Origin of the sequence: Streptomyces sp. NPDC047982 (assembly GCF_043204165.1) — a bacterium.
GTDB lineage: Bacteria > Actinomycetota > Actinomycetes > Streptomycetales > Streptomycetaceae > Streptomyces.
This window is the reverse complement of record NZ_JBIDBS010000016.1, coordinates 1-16,137: the sequence shown is the minus strand read 5'-3', so window position 1 is coordinate 16,137 and position 16,137 is coordinate 1. Positions and strand designations below refer to the sequence as shown.

Genomic DNA, 16,137 nt, shown 5'->3' with positions numbered 1-16,137 from the left:
CTCGAAGGAGAACCCGCATGTCCATATCCACCCCCGCCACGCTGACTGCGACCCGCCAAGCTGCGACCGCCACGGCCAAAGCGCCGCGCAGGGAGCCCCGCTACCCTCACATCCCCGCCCTCGCGGGCAACGCCAATGTCCGCGCGCTCCTCGGCCAGGGCATCCACCCCGCCAGCGGACAGCCCCTCGCCGATGCCCCTGGCGCGGACTGCGGGAACTGCCTGCTCGCCTACCGCATCCAGCTCCCCGGCCGTGACGGCACCGGCGCCACCGAGCGCCTGAAGTGCTCGAAGGCACCGATCAGCCGCCGTGGCCGCCAGGGCCCCGATCTCCGCCCCGCCACCAGCGACCAGCCCGCCACCCCCGCCTGCACCCTGCACTGCACGTTCGCCAACTGGCCGTACGACCCCGACGGCCGCTACGACACCGGCGCCGGTCAGATCGGCACGGGCCGTGACCACACCGACGACTGGGGCGTGCACGCCGTGTACCGGATCTTCGGCATCGACCCCGACACCCAGCAGGCGTGGGTCGAGCTTGAGGCCGAGATGGTCCCCTACACTGCCGCTCCCACCGGCTACGTCGCCCGGCCGCCGCAGTACTCCCGCCCGGACCAGCCGCACCTGTACCGGTTCTGGACCGACCTCTCCCGCCTGCACACGGCCCAGATCACCCACGCCGCCGACACGGGCCAGTGCACGCACGAACTCGTCCGCAACGGCCGTGTCCTGATCGGCCAACCCGGCTGCTGACCACTCCGCGCCACCCGCCTCACACAGGCGATCTCCACAACGTCGTCATCCGCAAAGGACTCCAGCATGTCCCCCTTCCCTGGCCATCCGGCCGTCACCGACCATGAAGGCCGCACCGTCCCCGCCGACGGCACAGGCCGGGACACGATGGACTCGTACGAGGTCACCTTTTTCCGCACCGAGATGATCACTTTCACCCTGAGCGCCGACTCCGCCCAGGACGCGGCGGAGCGCTACCTCATGGACGGTGAGGAGACGGGCAGCGATACCGTCCGGCTAAGCGTCGACTCCATCAAGCGGCTGGAGGAACCGACGCCCCCCGCCTGACACCCGCCACCGACGGCACACGGCACACCGTCCCGACAGCCCGCCCCCGCACCTGGGGGCGGGCTGTTCCGGCGCGCCAGTACGCACCCGCCTTCCCCGCTTGGCCTCCCGCACCCCATGGTCGGGGCCACCCCGGGCCGGAGAGCCCGGCACCGGGACTCGCCCACCCCTCAGCCCAGGAGGCACTCGTGCTGTTCGCCGAACCCGCCCACCCCTACGACGATCCCGATCAGCCCGACCAATGGGCCTGGCGCTACGGGTACTTCGAGCTCCTCTACACCCCGGGCATCAAGACCCTGTCCCTTTCTCGGGGCCCCAAGTACTCCGTCAACTCGAAGCGTTGCTGCCGCCGCTGCGACGGCAGTGGATACCTCCCGTGGTGGGAGCGCACCACCCCCGACGGCGCCACCACCCCGGCCATCCGCTGCCCGACCTGCCCCACCCACCGCACCCTGTTCGAGCACCTGCCCCTGCCACTCCTCTCCTTCGACTGGCTGCGCAACTGGTTCGGCGCGCGCCGCCGTACCTCCGACCCTTCGCCCGCGCCCCACGAAGGCACCGGACCCGGCTGGGCCGGCGGCTACAGCGACGAACTGCCGTTCTGACCACTCGCCCGGCACCCCGGACGCTGCGCAACCCGGGCCATCTCACGATGGCTTCCGCCCCGGACCACGACCAGCGGTCCGGGGCGGAGCGCGTTTCGGACTGCCGCACGGCCTTCTCGCGCGGGGAAGGGACCACACCGCCCGCCGCCCCACCTGGGCCCGGGCGGCCCGGTGCCGATGGTTGCTCCGCTTGCCCCGCGGCAGGCCAACGTGCTGCCACCCCGACCCACTGCCCATCGGCCGGGCAACCACGTCTTGAGAGGACCAACCCCATGGATTCCGACTCCACCCCGCTGCACCAGGCCCAGGAGGCGATCAGCCGCCTGACTGAACGCCTCGCCGACCTCGGCGTTCCGGCACCCACGATTCAGGCACTGGTCGACAACACCGACCCCGGCCGGTGCGACCAGTACAAGGACCTGAGCCTCTGCCAGCTTGACCTCGGCCACCCGCAGGAGGATCACATCGCCGTCCAGCCCCCTATACCCGGGGAGAAGACACAGACCGAGTGGGCGACCGGCTGGAATGCACGGAGCAAGTGGGCACTGGACCGCCCCTTCACCCTGCCCGACCCGGCGACGCCCGCCATGCGCGCACACGCCGAACTCGTCGACGACCCACGAGTCTTCATCTGCCAGCCGGTCACCGACACCCTGCTGTACGTACACATCCGGCTCGGCAGGAACGACACGGGCCTGTACACCTGGCTGCGCCGTATCGGTCTGAAGCGTGAGCAGGCCAAGCGCACCGCATACGGCGACTACCTCGCGCGCGGCCAGATGAACGGCGCCCGCGTCGCGCTCATCGCGCACGCCCACTCCTACCGCTGATCACTGGCCCGGCCGGAGCAGACCGGCCGGTCCCACGCCTCCCAGCCCGGGGACCGCGCCCGCGGTCCCCGGGCCGTCCCATGCGCACCCCGGACCGCCGTCCGGTGACCCAGCGCGAGGAACAGGCGCACGGCCGCCGCCCATCCGCTGCTTGCGCGGCTTGCCGGCCGCGGCTCCACCATGCGCGTGCACGACGTCTTGTGCACCGCCCGACCCGTCAAGGAGCAGGAGGTCACCAGTGACCGCGACCCGATGGTGTGTCAGCACCCACAGCGGCAAGACCATGACGACCTTGTGGCCCGACCGCTCGTACGCCCCGGTCAACGTCTACGAGAATGGCTGGCTCGTTCGTGTGAAGGCCCGTGTACGCACGGGTCACTGCCGGACCTGCATCGGTGCTGGGTGCGGGAAGCCCGAGGTCAAACCGTCCTACGACGGCCCGTACTCGCGCGTCCCGCACGAAGTGATCACACGCGGCCGCATACTCATGCCTGGCTGGCAGGCGGACCCCGCCGAACCAGTCGCAAACACCCCCGCACTGCAGCCCGCCAACGTCTGAGGGGGTCCACTCAAGGAGGTGCGGCCAAAGCGCTGACCCCACCAGGCCCGGCCCGTCTCGCACCCGCGAGGCGGGCCGGGCCCTTGCGCCCCTTGAGCCACCCCGCACCAGGGTGGGGGCACACCGGCCCGCCAACCGGCTGTGGCCTGTACCGAAGGAAAGCCCATGTCACTCACCCGCCCCACCCCGATACTCATCCTCCTCGTCGCGACCGGCCCCGACACCCCCCGGCGCTCCGAGCGCACCCCCACCCCCACCACAGAGGGTGGCGCACATGGCTGAACTCACCGATCCGCCGAGCGAGAAGCCGGAGCTCGGACGCACCTTGACCCAGCTGGAGCGAAACGTTCTTGAAGCCGCTCAGCTGACAGCCCCCATGCGTCCGGGACCACGGGAGCGCTACATCCGTGAGCGGCTGGACATGTCACCCACGCGCTACTTCCAGCTTCTGAACGCGTTGCTCGACAAACCAGCAGCCTGGGAGGCGAAACCAGCACTCATGAGGCTCCTGGCTGCACGACGGCAACGGAATCGAGCCCGGTACTGGTAGATGCGTGCCCGACGGCCCTATCGATCCCGAGCCCAGAGCTTCCCCCGCCGGGCGCACTGCCATGGCACCACTCCGCCCGAGCGTGATCCGCATCGTCAACTACCGTGACTCGCGGTCCGGAGCGACACCGACGACGCGGTCTGAACCTTGCGCAGGGCCAAGTCCGCGCATAAACGCCTAGCGTCCTGAACCGCGCTCATCGCGCCCGACGGTCCGCCCCTCGGTACAGCCCAGGGACGGACCGTCCTGTCGTTACGCCGGCGGCTCCCGGGCCCGACTACGTCGTGTTACGCCCCGGGCCGCAAACCGGCGGTCCGAGGCGTCTGTGTCCCCGCCGTCTCCTGTTCCCCACCGTGGCAGGAGTCCCCGGCCGTCCCATGCCCGCGATGCAACACCGCTGCCCGCACGGCCGTTCATCCCCTCCTCTGCCCGGCTGAGCTGCTGCTGCTTGCAGCGCTAACCCGACTTCCGGCCAACGTCCCGCTCCGTCAAGGGGCGGTCAGCCCCCGCAGCAGAGTTGGAGGGACGAACGATGACCACCGCCACGGCCCAGCCCCCGCGGACCCGCATCACCAATGAGAAGCACGCGCCCGGCAACCGGGCGATGAAGAAGATCTGGATGCTGGAGAACCTGATCTTCCACGCCCGCACTGGCGAGCAGGAGCGTGCGGCCGCCGAGCGCATGCTGGACCGCGCCATCGCCGCCGCCCAGGAGAAGGGGCAGCTCACCGCGAAGCAGAGCGGCGGCGATGGTGCCTGGCACGGCTACCGCCTCCCGGACATCCGCTACGGCGCCCGGTATGAAGAGGTCAAGCACCTGTCCACCACTGAGATCGCCAAGCGCATCCGCGCGGACATCAAGCTCGCACGCAAGGTCGAGGCGAAGTTGGGCAAAGCGACCGGCTCCGAGGTTGCCCTGACCGACTCGCTCACCGCGCTCGCCACCATGCCCAAGCAGATCAGGGTGTCCGTCCGCACCGACTACTTCTCCGGTGGCAGCTCCATCGACGTCAGGGTCTACAACCTCCCGAAGAAGGGCTGGGGGTACGTCCAGGAGACGGACATGTGGGGGGAACCGCGCTGGGTACCGGGCCCCGAGCTGAGCGCGATCCTGGCGGCCCTGAAGGAGATTCACCGCGCCTACAACTTCGACGGCTCGGACTCGATGGTCGACTACTACCACGTCAACTACTCCGGCCAGGTCGAAGTCGACTGGCGCGAGCGCCCCTGATCCAGCCGCTTCTGCCCCCGGCCCTCACGCGTCCTGCAACTGATCGGCGCTGCGGCCCCCCTGACAGCCCGCCCTCCGGCACACCCGGGAGGCGGGCTGTCCACGTCACACCTGCGGCGTCGCTGCTCCCCACGCCGGAGGTTGCCCGGCTTGGTTGCCTCCAGGTCAGTGTGCGGGCATCGAGAACGCGGCTCCCACTCCTGGCCCCGGCCAGGGGCGGTCGAGCCCCACCGGCGACAACCCGGCCGGATGCGCTCTCGCACTCTTCCCGCCCCGCTGCACAGGAGTTGCCATGCTCGCGCTTGCCCACCCGACGGCTGCCGCCCCGGCAGTGCCCGCCCATCCGGTCTCCTACGACGGCCCCCGCATCGCGGCCGCCGACTTCTTCACCCTGGCCCGCACCGGCCGGGCGCAGACCACGCTGCCGCCCTTCCGCGAAGGCGACAGCGTCAGCTGCCCCCAGGGGACCGAGTGGATGCGCTACGACGGCCGGTGGATCGTCCCCGGCCGGCCGGGCGGCCTGACCCTGGACGACCGGACGGTCACCAGCTGGTGGCACACCCGGCACAGGCCCGCCAGCAAGTTCGCCCTGGTCCACCGCCTCAACGCCGACGAGACGGACCGGATCACCGGCGACCGCTACATCAGCCGCAGTCGCCTCCTGAGCCTGCGTGACGGCGCGTTCACGTACACCGAGCCGGTATCCGGCCCGTGGCTGCGCCAGCTGGCCCGGCAGATCACCCGCACCCGCACCGTGAGCGTCCACCTGGAACTGCCCACCGGCATCGTCACCTGTTTTCGACGGTGTGTTTTGGCCCCACTGGAACGGGGTGAGTTCTAGATCTCGTCGCAACGCAAGACCCCGAAGGTGTTGCAATGGCGAGGAAGCGTCGAGGAGTTAGAGGGCGGCCTGGAAGCCTGCCGCAGGCCGACAAGCGTGATCGTTACCTTCGTCTCATGGCGCAAGGGATGAGCAACTCGGCCGCGTGTCGAGAGGTCGGTATCAACCGCAAGACGGGTACCCGCTGGACCTACGGACGGACGGTGAAGAACAGGAACGGCCAGGACTACGTCTACGCGCCCATCGGCAGGAAGCCGGGCGAGGTGTCAGATCGCTTCCTGTCGCAGGACGAACGCATACAGATAGCCGACCTTCTCTGCGCGGGGCACTCCCTGCGGTCGATAGCCCGCCAACTCGGCCGGAGCCCGTCCACGATCAGCCGTGAACTGAACCGGAACCGGAACGCTGCGACAGGGGCTTACACGCCCTTCCACGCCCAACGTCGCGCCATCGCGCGGCGGGCACGCTCCAAGGAAGGCAAGCTTGGGCGGGACCCGGAGCTGAAGGAGTTCGTCCAGCTGCACCTGAGCAGGCGCTGGAGCCCCGAGCAGATCAGCCGCCTGCTGCCCACCGCCTTTCCAGACCAGCCAGAGCGCCACTTGTCCACAGAGACCATCTACCAGGCGGTCTACCTGCCCCACCGCGGCGGCCTCGATCGGCCCATTGGTGAACTGCGGACCCGTCGTCGGCATCGGCACAAGCGTCGCCGTCCCGACCAGCGCGTCACCAGATTCCGGGCCACCGGCCTCACCATCAGCCAGCGCCCGCCCGAAGCCGCCGGCCGCCTGGTCCCCGGCCACTGGGAGGGCGATCTCATCGTCGGGAAGGACAACCGGTCCGCCATCGGCACTCTGGTTGACCGCACCACCCGCTACGTCAAGCTCGTCCACCTCCCCGAGGGCCGCGGCGCCGAACACGTCCGAGACGCCCTCGTTCGGACCTTCACCGACCTTCCCCCAGCTCTCGCCCGCTCGCTCACATGGGACCAGGGCAGTGAGATGGGCCGCCACGACGAGTTCACCCTCGCCACGAACATCCCGGTCTTCTTCTGCGAACCAGGAAGTCCGTGGCAACGGCCCACGAACGAGAACACGAACGGGCTGCTGCGGCAGTACTTCCCGAAAGGCACCGACCTCTCGCTTCACAGCGCCACCGACCTGGCCGCCGTCGCCGCAGAACTCAACGACCGTCCCCGGAAGACCCTTGGCTGGCAGACTCCGGCTCACCACTTCAGTAGGCTCATCGCAACAGTCGAGTGACCAGGTGTTGCGACGGTTGCTGGAATCCGCCCCGGTACCCCGGGGCCAAAAGAGGCCGTCCTAAACAGTCACCCTCCACTCCCCGGCCGGTGACGTGTTCTTCCACCCCACAACCCCAGCCGACACCCCTGCCCTCTGCGCCTGACAACGCCCCCAAGTCGCCCCGCTGCCACCTGTGTCCGGCAGCGGGGCGCAGCGACCCCGTCGACGCCGACCGTCCCGCTGTTGCGACTGCGGCATCCCTGCGCGCTTGCTACCGCACCCGGACCCGCCGCGGCCAAGCCACACCGTTGCGGGGGTAACCCGCTGGCGGGCCACGCTCGATCCAGCACCGGTCACCGCCCGGCGCCCGAGACAAGGGAGGCCCCATGCACATCACCCCCAGCGGCTACGTCCGCACCCGCCCCGACATACTCGACAGCCTCCGCGAGGAGGCCAGCCGCACCCCCGCCCACCGCCGGTTCGTCGAAACCGCGATCACCGCGTTCGAACAGGAAGGACCGGACGCCACCCCCCTGTTGGACGGCTGCGGGCAGCGCATGGCCCGGATGATCTTCGACGAAGTCACCGAGGCATACGACCGAGCCGACCGCGCCCAGCGCGAAGCCGCCAGCACCACAACAGTGATCCGCGACTTCGCCCGCCCCTACACCAGCCACCGCCGAGAAGCGGCTCAACGCGCTCTGCGCGCCCGACAGCTGCGCAGCGCCCAGGGCCTGGACCGGCTTCGCGTCCTCCTCACGATCGGCTGACCCTCCCGCCTACCCGCTCCCGGCCCCGAACCCCGGCATCTCCCCGGGGTTCGGGGCCGCCGTACACCCCGGTCGACCGTCGGCCCACCGGGGGTGGCGGGGCTTGCCATCGCCCGAGGCAGTGTCGGCCTGCCAGAAGGCTCCCGCACCGCCCCCTCCACGAGCGGTCAAGCCTCCGGACCGCCCCACCCGCATCCAGCGCCCGGCGGCCGCCGGGCAGATCAGCGAGCACCGACACAAGGAGAAGCCACATGGCTACTGACCAGCGCAGCGCGTTCGCCGCCGAGATCGCCAGCCTTGCCAGGAAGTACAAGGGCGCCATCCGGGCCCAGGCCACCACGAAGAACGGCTACACCGTCCTCTTCACCGGCATGTGGGGTGATGACATCGGCGCCATCGTCATCACCGACCCGGACGGCCATGAGGTCCGCCGTGCCGACGGCTGGAAGGTCGCCAAGACCGCCGAGGTCGCCGAGTTCCTGTGGGACGTGATGGAGCAGGACAAGGCCAGGGCCGCCGAGCGCGAGCGTCTCGCGGGCCTCAAATCCGTGAGCATCACCTCGGCGGACGCTATCGGCCGAGTGTCCAGCAGGGACACCAGCAGGTACCACCTCACTCCCGGTCAGCTTGTCGAGCTGCTCACGCTGGCCGAGCAGATGGCCGCCGCGAACGCGCCCGTGCCCCGTTGACGCTCCTGAACCCATCAGAGCCATCTTCGCTTGCGCGTCCGCCGCAAGCGGGGCCTCTTGCGGGGCTTGCCCCTGGAGAGCCCAAAGTCCCGGACACGGCCGCCCTACTTGAGCGCCGACGCCCACCGATTCATAGACCAAGGAGATCCACCACTATGACCACGCCCGACACCACCGGCACTGCCGGACACCACCTGCGCGCCGCACTCGACCGGGCGGGACTCACCTACCGCATCGACCCCTGGCCCGGCGCGCTCGCGAACATCATCGTCACCGACGAACCGGGGAACGTCTTCATCATCCCGGCACCCGACGGCACCGAGGTCAGGATCACCGACGACGAGGGCGTCACCGCATACCCGTCCAACGAACATCGCGGATGGGTGGCCCTGCACTACGCACATGCCGAAGACGACATCGAGCACGCCGAGGTTTACCGCAGCACCAGCACGGACGTCGACGCCGACAGCACGCTCGCCGCAGAGTCCATCGCTGAGTTCATGGCCAGCCGCAGCACGCCGTAACCCTGCCGATCCGTGCCGATGGCTCGAGGCCCACCCCGCCCGGGGTGGGCCTCTTCGCGTTCACCCCTCCCCGGCGCTGGCGGTCGGCTCAAGGGCGCGGGGCTGGTCCATACCCGGGGGAGTGTCGGTGCTGCGGAAGGGGACGCGCCCGCACCCCCGCGTTCAGTCGAGTCCTCGCCGCCGGGCCTGCAGATGGCCCGTGCCTGTGCCTTGCCCGCCTTGCCGACCGCCGCTCCACAGTGCGGATCACCCGCCCCCGGCTGCGGTGACCACTACGCCCCGCCCGCCGGGCCCGGCCTACACCCCACCGTATGAAGGAGCCTTCCTGTGACCACTACTTTGACCGCTCTGACCATCCCGCCCCTGGACCCCCAGGGGCACCTCACCACCCGGCGGCGCTCTGATCCTGCCCGCTCACGGCCAGTCTGCCTGGCTCCAAGAACAGGTCGGTGGCCTGCCCGAGGCCAGCTACTACCACCCGGACGCTGTGCTCCACGTCCACGGCAACGGCCTCGCCGAACACCTGCCGCTCAACCCCGTTACCTGGACCCTCGCGTCCGCATGGCGCGGCGCCCAGCTCCCCTACCTCCTGGCCGGCCCCGCGGTGATCACCGGCACCGAGGACCACGACGGCAACCTCACCCCCTTGCCCGCCCCCCCTCGCCACCCGGACTCACAAGGCCATCGAGGCGGCCACCGAGTGGTGGCACGAGAATCACCTCTACCTGCCCCACTGGCCGTTCAGCCTGGACAGCCCCGCCTTCGCCCCCGCCATCAACGCCACTCGCCTCGCTCTTTGACCCCAGCGACTCCACCTCGCTCACGGCCTCACGCCCAGTTCTAGGGCACCGGAATCGCCCATGCCCGGCCCCCGGCACTCGCTCTGCGGTGCTGGGGGCCATGCGGCGTTCCAGCACCTCCCGCAAGACGATCCGCACGACATGTCGCGTCGGCTTCTCGTGCCTCGCCACGTATGACACGTGGGGCGATCACCCGAGGTGGCGGAGCTAACTGTTCCGCTCCGCACGGTCCTCCCACCGGGCAACCGGCCCGGTTACGACCGATCGGAGCAACACCATGCCCCTCCCCCTCACCTCCCAGTGCCGCAACCGGCACTGCGGTGATCGGCTCGTGCCACGCCCTGACGACACCCCTGATACCTACTGCCTCGCCTGTGTGGACCTCGCCGACGATCACGATCAGGGCGAGCACGACCACGACAGCCATGAGCACTGCCCCGCCTGCCAACCCTGATCAGCGCTCCCTACTCCCACCAGCAGACCCCCAAAGGGCTGCCTGGCCCACCCCCGTCCCCTGGGGTGGGCCTTTCGCGTTCGGCGCCCGCGCCGCCGCCCCGTGCCCGCCCGGCCCCGCCGCCCCGGCGCCCGCCCTCGGCCGGCCGCCGCCCCGGGCCGGCCGGGGGTGGTTGCGGTCGTTGGCCCCCGCCCGGCCACGGTCAGCGCACCGGCCCGGCCCAGGCGGTGACCACCACCCCGCACCCACCGGGCCGCCACCTCCTTTTTCGAGAAGCGGAGCATCATCATGGCCACCACCACAGGCACCACGGGCACCACGGGCACCGGCACCGGCACGGACACGGACACCACGGGCTCCGGGACTGATCCGCTGTGGCAGAACCTCGCCGACGCCCTGAACGCCCTCATCGCCGCCGGACGGTTCCCCCACTTCCACGACCTCTACGGCACGCGCAACGACTGGCAGCACCAGCCCTACGCCAGCACCGCCGCCCACGCTCACGCCCCCTGGGTGGTCTTCGACCTGTCCACCCGGCAGTTCACCGTGTCCAGCCGTGAGCGGACCCTCAGCGGCGAGCACACCGCCAGCACCAGGCGTAAGCGCCGCTGACCTTCCCCCGGGACACCGCCCGGCACCCCGCCGCGCACTCTGGGTCTGCTCAACGCGTCAACCGGGTCAGCGTGTTGCGCCCCTTGCTGCTCACCCCGGCACAGTGCGCTCACCGGGCCGGGGGAGCGGTGACCAGCCTCCCGCTCTCCCGGCCCGCCACCACCCCCTCCGCCCGCCCCCGGCGATCGCCCCAGGCGATCGCCGGGGGGAGGCGTGCCTCTCTTCAGGAGCCGTACGTGACCACGACCCCCGACCAGTGGCGGGCCCACGCCCGCGCCGCCCAGGAGACCGACCGACAGGTCCGCCGCCTGTACCACCTGGCCTACCGAATAGCGCCCATCGGCCGCATCCTGACCAACCCCAACGCGACCGCCGACCGTGTCGCCTACGCCACCACCCGCATCCCCCGCGCGTCCGCGGCCGCCGCCCGGCTCCTCACCCTCCCGGGCGTTGCCGACCACCTGGAAACCCCCTACGCACTCAGCTTCCTCACCACCGCCGAACGCGCTCTGACCGCCCCCAGCACCCAGCTCCTCAAGACCGCCAACACGGCCCGAGCAGCGGCTACCGCCGCCGCGGCGAACAACGACGACCTGCGGTACGTCCTGTTCAGCGACATCGAGGACCGATGCCGTTATCTCGTCGACGCCGCCCGCACCGGATGGACCCGCCACGAACACGCGACCAGCAAGGCCGTCCTGGACCTTGCCGCACGGTGGGGCCTTTCCCCCGACGCCCAGCCGGCCGACGGCGACCAGCCCCCCGTCCCCGCGCACATCGCCCAGGAAGCCGCCCACCGTGCCGAGATACGGGCCCGCTGCGCCGCAGGCATCCGCTGCACCCGCACCACCTGCCTGGCCTACGGCGCCGTATGGACCCACGACGGCACCGGCCAGGGGCCCTTCCTGTGCCCCGGCTGCATCCCCGCCGCCAACGCCGAACGCGCCGCACGCGGGTTCGCCCCCACCCTGAAGGCCGTCCCCGCCCACGCCCGCTACAGCGTCACCCTCTACAACGGCTCCGGGTCCGGCCGCCGGACGGTGACCTGCACGACCCCGCAGGAAGCACAGTTCACCGCCGAGACCGTCCGCCCCTTCAACAACACCGGCTACACCATCCACGTCACGACCACCCCATAGCCCACCCCCGGCCCCGCCCGCCGTCGCGCCGACCGGCCCCGTGCCCGGACACCCGTCCCGGCCCGGGGCCGCCCCGCGTTCCCGCCCCCCACCGCCGCCGTAGTCCCGCTGCCGCGCGCCGGTCACCTCCGCCCGGTCCGGCGGTTGCGGCCGTTGCCGCCCACCCGGTCAGGGTGCGCAGCGGCCGGGGGAGCGGTGACCACCAACCCGCCCCCGGGCCGCCCTTCTCGCCCCTCCCAGGCAAGGATTCCGATCGCGATGCTCACCCACCTGTTCCGCGCCGCCCGCGCCCGGCTGTTCCCCCCGCTGCAGACCGCGACGTACTCCTGCGGCCGGTGCGGCCTCCACGTCAAGATCACCGACCACCCCGACCGCGTCACCAAGATCCTCGACACCGTCATCAGCCACGGCTGCAAGCCGAAGCCCAAGACCCTGTAACCCACGCCACGGCCCCCGCCTCCGCCTGCCGTCGCGCCGACCGGCCCCGTGCCCGGACACCAGTCCCGGCCCGGGGCCGCCTCGCGTCCCCCCAGCTCCGGCACCGGCCCGTAATGCCGCGCCCTCCGGCCTCTACGCCGGTCTGTTGCTGCGCTAACTCCCCGCCTCCGCACGGTGAGCCCACAACAGCCCGGTACTGAAACGGAGCCCCGCATGTCCCGTCCCGAGTCCGCCACGGTCCGCCTGCACACCCCCGCCGACCTCGCCGAGGCATTGCCTTACCTGCTCGGCTACGAGCCCCGCACCTCCCTGGTCGCCGCCATCTTCCACGACGGCCGCTTCACCTGCGCCGCCCGCCTGGACCTCCCGCCGGCCGAATCGGCATGGTTCGACTTCGCCGCCGAGACGGCCCGAGCTGTCACCGACCAGTTCGACGGCCAGAACGCGCCCACGCCCGACTCCGTTGTGCTCTACCTCCTCGACGAACCCGCACCCGGCCAGTCCGGCCGAACGGTCGCCGTCCGCCTCGCGCCCCTGGCCGGGCTCCTGCGCGCCGCCTTCACCCACCACCGCATCACCGTCCCGCTGACCCTGTGCCTCAGCGCCAACCAATGGTGGGACATGACGCACGACATCACGCCGGGCCCTGGAACCGCCATGCCGGACACCACCCCCGGACCCGCAACCGTCGCGTTCACCGTCGCCGGAAAGCTCCCCGCCCCCAGCGAGGACACCCTCACCACCACCTTCGCCCCGCTGACCGGCCGCGCCGCCGACACCCTGCGCACCGCGCTGGACACCGCCACCTCAGCCCACCGCCGCGCTGCTGTCCGGCCCGCCACCGCCCACACGCTTCTGGAACAAGCAGCCACCACCTTCGCCGACCCGGCCACCACCGCACTGCCCCCGGCCGACACCGTCACCCTCCTCCACGCCCTGAACGACCGCCTGATCCGCGACTGGGCCATGAGCCTGCCCGACACCCACACCAACGCCGCCGCCCGCCGCCTGTTCACCTACCTCGCCACCGCCGCCGTCGACCCTCACGAGGCCCTTGCCTGCGCGCCGTTGACGCTCCTGGCCGTCAGCGCCTGGTACGACGACGACCAGGCCCTCGCCCGCCTCGCTCTGCGCCGGGCATGCCGCCTCGATTCCGCTGCCCGCCTGCCCGCCCTGCTCCGGGAAGCCTTCAACCTGCCCATCTCCGTGCAGCAGCTCAAGGAACTCGCCCGAGCCGGACGCCCTACCGACTGACCCTGCCGCCTACCGGCCACCGGCCACCGGCCCCGAACCTGCGGCATCCGCTCCGGGCTCGGGGCCGCCGCACACCCAGCCAGCCGCCCGCTCTTGCGGGGCTTGCCTCCGGCTGGGCGAGTGTCGGAATGCCGGAAGGCGCTCCCGCACCACCCCCTCACCCGGGTGCGGTCGAGCCCCCGGCCGCCGGACCGCCCCCCACCCCCCGGGGGCGGTCCGGCACCCACCATCGGCCCGCTGAAGGGAACCCCTACTCATGCCCACCCGCACCTACGCCATCGCCCAGCACACCGGAACCGACCCCGGCCAGTGCGACGCCACCGCCGTCCGCACCGTCAACGGCACCCGCGCGTACGTTCTCCTGGACGGCATCGGCCGACGCGAGACAACCCACCGGTGGGCCCTCGGCGCCGCCCGGCAGATCGCCCGCACCGCCGCCCACCGGGGCGACGCGGAGGCCGGACTGCGGCACGTGTACAACCTGTGCCGGGACGACGCCATCCACTACGGACCCAGCGACAAGGCGGCGGCCGTGGTCGCCGTCAAGGCCCCCGGCAAGCCGTTGACGGTCGCCTGGTGCGGCGACTCCCGCGCGTACCTGATGGAACGCGGGATCGCGGTGCGCCTCACCGAAGACCACAACAAGCGCCGCGTCTACCCCCCCACCGCCACCTCTCCCTACGGCGGCAACCGCAACCACATCACCTCGTGCCTCGGCTCGGACCGCGCCGACGAGGACGTACGCCGCCTGTACGGCCACCCCGCAATCGAGACCGTCACCCGGAAGATCACCGGTCCCTGCCGTCTGCTGCTCGCCTCGGACGGCGCGTACGAGCCCCACGAGGACGCCCGGCACGACCTGTACGCCGAGTGCGACGGCGACGACCTGCTTCCCACCGTCCGGGACCTGGTGAACCTGGCCGTCGACACCGCCGTCAAGACCAGCCGCGCCCTCGACCCGAACCAGGTCTACGCCGACAACGCGACCGCCCTCCTGGCCGACCTGACCCCCTGACGCCCCACCGACCACACCACCCCGAATGCCCCGGCCCCGAACCTCCGGCAATCCCGCCCCCAGGTTCGGGGTCACCGCACGCCCATGCCCGCGCCGTCCCGCCACCGCACCGCTTGCGGGGCTTGCCTCCGGCTGGGCGAGTGTCGGAGTGCCGGAAGGCGCTCCCGCACCACCCCCTCACCCGGGTGCGGTCGAGCCCCCGGCCGCCGGGCCGCCCCCCCCCCCCCCGGGGCGGCCCGGCGCCCCGCCCGGCCCCCGGCCCCGATCGTGGCCGCCCGGCCACCAGCCCCGCCGGCCGCACCGTGCCGCCCACCGGCCAGAACCGCCCCCACCCCACCTCGAAAGGGAAACCGGCCACCCATGCGACAGATCGTGCTCCAGCCCGACGGCAAACTCGCCGTCTACTCCACCGTCGTCGACGACCTCGTGATGTACGACGCCACCCTGGACGAAGTCGCCGACGAAGCCGCCGACTTCGCCCGAGAAACGGCATCCCGCAACGCCACACCCGAACAGACCGCCGAACGCATCAAGCGTGCTTACGAAACCACCCGCCGCAACGCCGCACACGTCCTGGCCGGTGAACCGCACAGGGCGTACAAGCACCCCCTGTCGTGGCAGGACATCGAGGCGATGTCCGCCGCCGAAGCCGACCCCTGCTGACCCACCTGGACCAGACCGCATACCGACGGCCTGCCCCCGGCCACACCCCGAGGGCGGGCCGTCCCGCGTTGCCACCCCCCGCGAGCCCCTGCCCATCCGAGGGCGTTGCCCCGATAACCGCCCGGCCCCCCACCGTCCATCCCATCAACCAGCAGCACGCCCCGATGGGAGTACCCGCCGTGACGACCGCCGTGACCCGCCCCCTCACCGTCACCGCCCGCATCACCACCACCGACAGCGCCCCCACCGCCCCGGACACCTACACCGTCACCGTCTACATGAACACCCATGACGACAACTTCGACGGCTACCAGCCCCACCACCCGCTCGCCGCCGCGACCCACCCCGACGGCAGCCCCCTGCGCCTGGTCTTCCACGCCAGCGACCGCATCCACGACCACCAGCGCGCTGCCTCAGCCACCTTCGACGTCGGCAACCACCAGCGCGCCGACGACCACGGCCAGACCTGGCCCGGCGAGGCCCTCCGCTCCGTCTCCGTCGGCGACGTCATCAAGATCACCGGACCCGGCCACTGGATCATCCACCTCCGCGTCGACCCCGTCGGCTTCACGCCCGTCCCCGAGCCCACCCACCTGACCGCCCTCGCCGGAACCCGCCCCGCCCGCCACTGCTGAACACGACAACACCCCCCACGGCCCCCGCGCCGGGACACCTCGTCCCGGCCCGGGGGCCGCTCCGCATCCGCCCCCACCGCGACTTGCCCGGCTAACCCCCCCCGCCCCCGCACGGTCACGCCACCAGCCGCGCCCCCGCCCCTGGGGGCTGCGGTCCTCCAACCGGAAGGCGAACCGCCCATGTCGACCCCTGCGACCGTGACCGTCG

The 16,137-nt window shown here is 71.5% G+C and carries 21 protein-coding genes; all 21 read left to right on the top strand.

What is annotated here, in order from left to right; translation table 11 throughout:
• The first annotated feature begins 17 nt into the window (after nt 1-17).
• The 21 genes from ACGF2V_RS20250 (at nt 18) to ACGF2V_RS20150 (ending at nt 15,929) form a co-directional block, all read left to right on the top strand.
• Nucleotides 18-752, top strand: coding sequence for a hypothetical protein (locus ACGF2V_RS20250; protein WP_362708025.1), 735 nt, complete (start codon nt 18-20; stop codon nt 750-752).
• Between the two features lie 66 nt (nt 753-818).
• Nucleotides 819-1,079 (top strand): hypothetical protein, encoded by a 261-nt coding sequence (locus tag ACGF2V_RS20245; RefSeq protein WP_362708022.1) that lies wholly within the window; start codon nt 819-821, stop codon nt 1,077-1,079.
• 188 nt (nt 1,080-1,267) lie between these two features.
• Nucleotides 1,268-1,684: a hypothetical protein gene (locus ACGF2V_RS20240; protein ID WP_362708020.1), complete on the top strand. Its 417-nt coding sequence runs from the start codon at nt 1,268-1,270 to the stop codon at nt 1,682-1,684.
• Nucleotides 1,685-1,956: 272 nt separating this feature from the next.
• The gene (locus ACGF2V_RS20235) at nt 1,957-2,514 is read left to right on the top strand and encodes a hypothetical protein (RefSeq protein WP_362708018.1); all 558 of its coding nucleotides are present in this window, start codon (nt 1,957-1,959) and stop codon (nt 2,512-2,514) included.
• A 238-nt stretch (nt 2,515-2,752) separates the two neighbouring features.
• Nucleotides 2,753-3,073, top strand: a complete 321-nt coding sequence (locus tag ACGF2V_RS20230; protein WP_362708016.1) for a hypothetical protein — start codon at nt 2,753-2,755, stop codon at nt 3,071-3,073.
• 274 nt (nt 3,074-3,347) lie between these two features.
• A complete protein-coding gene (locus ACGF2V_RS20225) occupies nt 3,348-3,623 on the top strand; it encodes a DUF3263 domain-containing protein (RefSeq protein WP_362708012.1) in 276 nt (91 codons plus the stop codon).
• Between the two features lie 532 nt (nt 3,624-4,155).
• Nucleotides 4,156-4,854 carry a hypothetical protein gene (locus tag ACGF2V_RS20220; RefSeq protein WP_362708010.1) on the top strand — a complete coding sequence of 233 codons (699 nt, stop codon included), beginning with the start codon at nt 4,156-4,158 and terminating at the stop codon, nt 4,852-4,854.
• Between the two features lie 292 nt (nt 4,855-5,146).
• On the top strand, nt 5,147-5,695 hold the full coding sequence (locus ACGF2V_RS20215) for a hypothetical protein (protein WP_362708007.1): 549 nt from the start codon (nt 5,147-5,149) through the stop codon (nt 5,693-5,695).
• A gap of 116 nt (nt 5,696-5,811) precedes the next feature.
• Entirely contained in the window at nt 5,812-6,954 is a 1,143-nt protein-coding gene (locus tag ACGF2V_RS20210; RefSeq protein ID WP_362711223.1) for an IS30 family transposase, read from the top strand.
• Nucleotides 6,955-7,322: 368 nt separating this feature from the next.
• Entirely contained in the window at nt 7,323-7,706 is a 384-nt protein-coding gene (locus ACGF2V_RS20205; protein ID WP_362711175.1) for a hypothetical protein, read from the top strand.
• Nucleotides 7,707-7,957: 251 nt separating this feature from the next.
• Nucleotides 7,958-8,395 carry a hypothetical protein gene (locus tag ACGF2V_RS20200; RefSeq protein ID WP_362711173.1) on the top strand — a complete coding sequence of 146 codons (438 nt, stop codon included), beginning with the start codon at nt 7,958-7,960 and terminating at the stop codon, nt 8,393-8,395.
• Between the two features lie 155 nt (nt 8,396-8,550).
• A complete protein-coding gene (locus ACGF2V_RS20195) occupies nt 8,551-8,919 on the top strand; it encodes a hypothetical protein (RefSeq protein ID WP_362711171.1) in 369 nt (122 codons plus the stop codon).
• 400 nt (nt 8,920-9,319) lie between these two features.
• Nucleotides 9,320-9,763 carry a DUF3846 domain-containing protein gene (locus tag ACGF2V_RS20190; protein WP_362711177.1) on the top strand — a complete coding sequence of 148 codons (444 nt, stop codon included), beginning with the start codon at nt 9,320-9,322 and terminating at the stop codon, nt 9,761-9,763.
• A gap of 233 nt (nt 9,764-9,996) precedes the next feature.
• The gene (locus ACGF2V_RS20185; RefSeq protein ID WP_255385524.1) at nt 9,997-10,173 is read left to right on the top strand and encodes a hypothetical protein; all 177 of its coding nucleotides are present in this window, start codon (nt 9,997-9,999) and stop codon (nt 10,171-10,173) included.
• A 288-nt stretch (nt 10,174-10,461) separates the two neighbouring features.
• On the top strand, nt 10,462-10,785 hold the full coding sequence (locus ACGF2V_RS20180; RefSeq protein WP_362711168.1) for a hypothetical protein: 324 nt from the start codon (nt 10,462-10,464) through the stop codon (nt 10,783-10,785).
• A 236-nt stretch (nt 10,786-11,021) separates the two neighbouring features.
• Complete coding sequence (locus ACGF2V_RS20175; protein WP_362711166.1) at nt 11,022-11,924, top strand: hypothetical protein; 903 nt, start codon at nt 11,022-11,024, stop codon at nt 11,922-11,924.
• Nucleotides 11,925-12,182: 258 nt separating this feature from the next.
• The gene (locus ACGF2V_RS20170) at nt 12,183-12,362 is read left to right on the top strand and encodes a hypothetical protein (protein ID WP_362711164.1); all 180 of its coding nucleotides are present in this window, start codon (nt 12,183-12,185) and stop codon (nt 12,360-12,362) included.
• Between the two features lie 213 nt (nt 12,363-12,575).
• Complete coding sequence (locus ACGF2V_RS20165) at nt 12,576-13,616, top strand: DUF4192 domain-containing protein (RefSeq protein ID WP_362711162.1); 1,041 nt, start codon at nt 12,576-12,578, stop codon at nt 13,614-13,616.
• 256 nt (nt 13,617-13,872) lie between these two features.
• The gene (locus tag ACGF2V_RS20160; RefSeq protein WP_255387334.1) at nt 13,873-14,631 is read left to right on the top strand and encodes a mucin-2; all 759 of its coding nucleotides are present in this window, start codon (nt 13,873-13,875) and stop codon (nt 14,629-14,631) included.
• 360 nt (nt 14,632-14,991) lie between these two features.
• Nucleotides 14,992-15,294, top strand: a complete 303-nt coding sequence (locus tag ACGF2V_RS20155) for a hypothetical protein (protein WP_362711160.1) — start codon at nt 14,992-14,994, stop codon at nt 15,292-15,294.
• Between the two features lie 179 nt (nt 15,295-15,473).
• Nucleotides 15,474-15,929, top strand: a complete 456-nt coding sequence (locus ACGF2V_RS20150) for a hypothetical protein (RefSeq protein ID WP_362711158.1) — start codon at nt 15,474-15,476, stop codon at nt 15,927-15,929.
• Nucleotides 15,930-16,137: the final 208 nt, after the last annotated feature.

Coding starts and splice junctions, on each gene's coding strand:
- ACGF2V_RS20250 (WP_362708025.1), top strand. CDS start 18: ATGTCCATATCCACCCCCGCCACGCTGACTGCGACCCGCCAAGCTGCG.
- ACGF2V_RS20245 (WP_362708022.1), top strand. CDS start 819: ATGTCCCCCTTCCCTGGCCATCCGGCCGTCACCGACCATGAAGGCCGC.
- ACGF2V_RS20235 (WP_362708018.1), top strand. CDS start 1,957: ATGGATTCCGACTCCACCCCGCTGCACCAGGCCCAGGAGGCGATCAGC.
- ACGF2V_RS20225 (WP_362708012.1), top strand. CDS start 3,348: ATGGCTGAACTCACCGATCCGCCGAGCGAGAAGCCGGAGCTCGGACGC.
- ACGF2V_RS20220 (WP_362708010.1), top strand. CDS start 4,156: ATGACCACCGCCACGGCCCAGCCCCCGCGGACCCGCATCACCAATGAG.
- ACGF2V_RS20215 (WP_362708007.1), top strand. CDS start 5,147: ATGCTCGCGCTTGCCCACCCGACGGCTGCCGCCCCGGCAGTGCCCGCC.
- ACGF2V_RS20210 (WP_362711223.1), top strand. CDS start 5,812: ATGGCGCAAGGGATGAGCAACTCGGCCGCGTGTCGAGAGGTCGGTATC.
- ACGF2V_RS20205 (WP_362711175.1), top strand. CDS start 7,323: ATGCACATCACCCCCAGCGGCTACGTCCGCACCCGCCCCGACATACTC.
- ACGF2V_RS20200 (WP_362711173.1), top strand. CDS start 7,958: ATGGCTACTGACCAGCGCAGCGCGTTCGCCGCCGAGATCGCCAGCCTT.
- ACGF2V_RS20195 (WP_362711171.1), top strand. CDS start 8,551: ATGACCACGCCCGACACCACCGGCACTGCCGGACACCACCTGCGCGCC.
- ACGF2V_RS20185 (WP_255385524.1), top strand. CDS start 9,997: ATGCCCCTCCCCCTCACCTCCCAGTGCCGCAACCGGCACTGCGGTGAT.
- ACGF2V_RS20180 (WP_362711168.1), top strand. CDS start 10,462: ATGGCCACCACCACAGGCACCACGGGCACCACGGGCACCGGCACCGGC.
- ACGF2V_RS20170 (WP_362711164.1), top strand. CDS start 12,183: ATGCTCACCCACCTGTTCCGCGCCGCCCGCGCCCGGCTGTTCCCCCCG.
- ACGF2V_RS20165 (WP_362711162.1), top strand. CDS start 12,576: ATGTCCCGTCCCGAGTCCGCCACGGTCCGCCTGCACACCCCCGCCGAC.
- ACGF2V_RS20160 (WP_255387334.1), top strand. CDS start 13,873: ATGCCCACCCGCACCTACGCCATCGCCCAGCACACCGGAACCGACCCC.
- ACGF2V_RS20155 (WP_362711160.1), top strand. CDS start 14,992: ATGCGACAGATCGTGCTCCAGCCCGACGGCAAACTCGCCGTCTACTCC.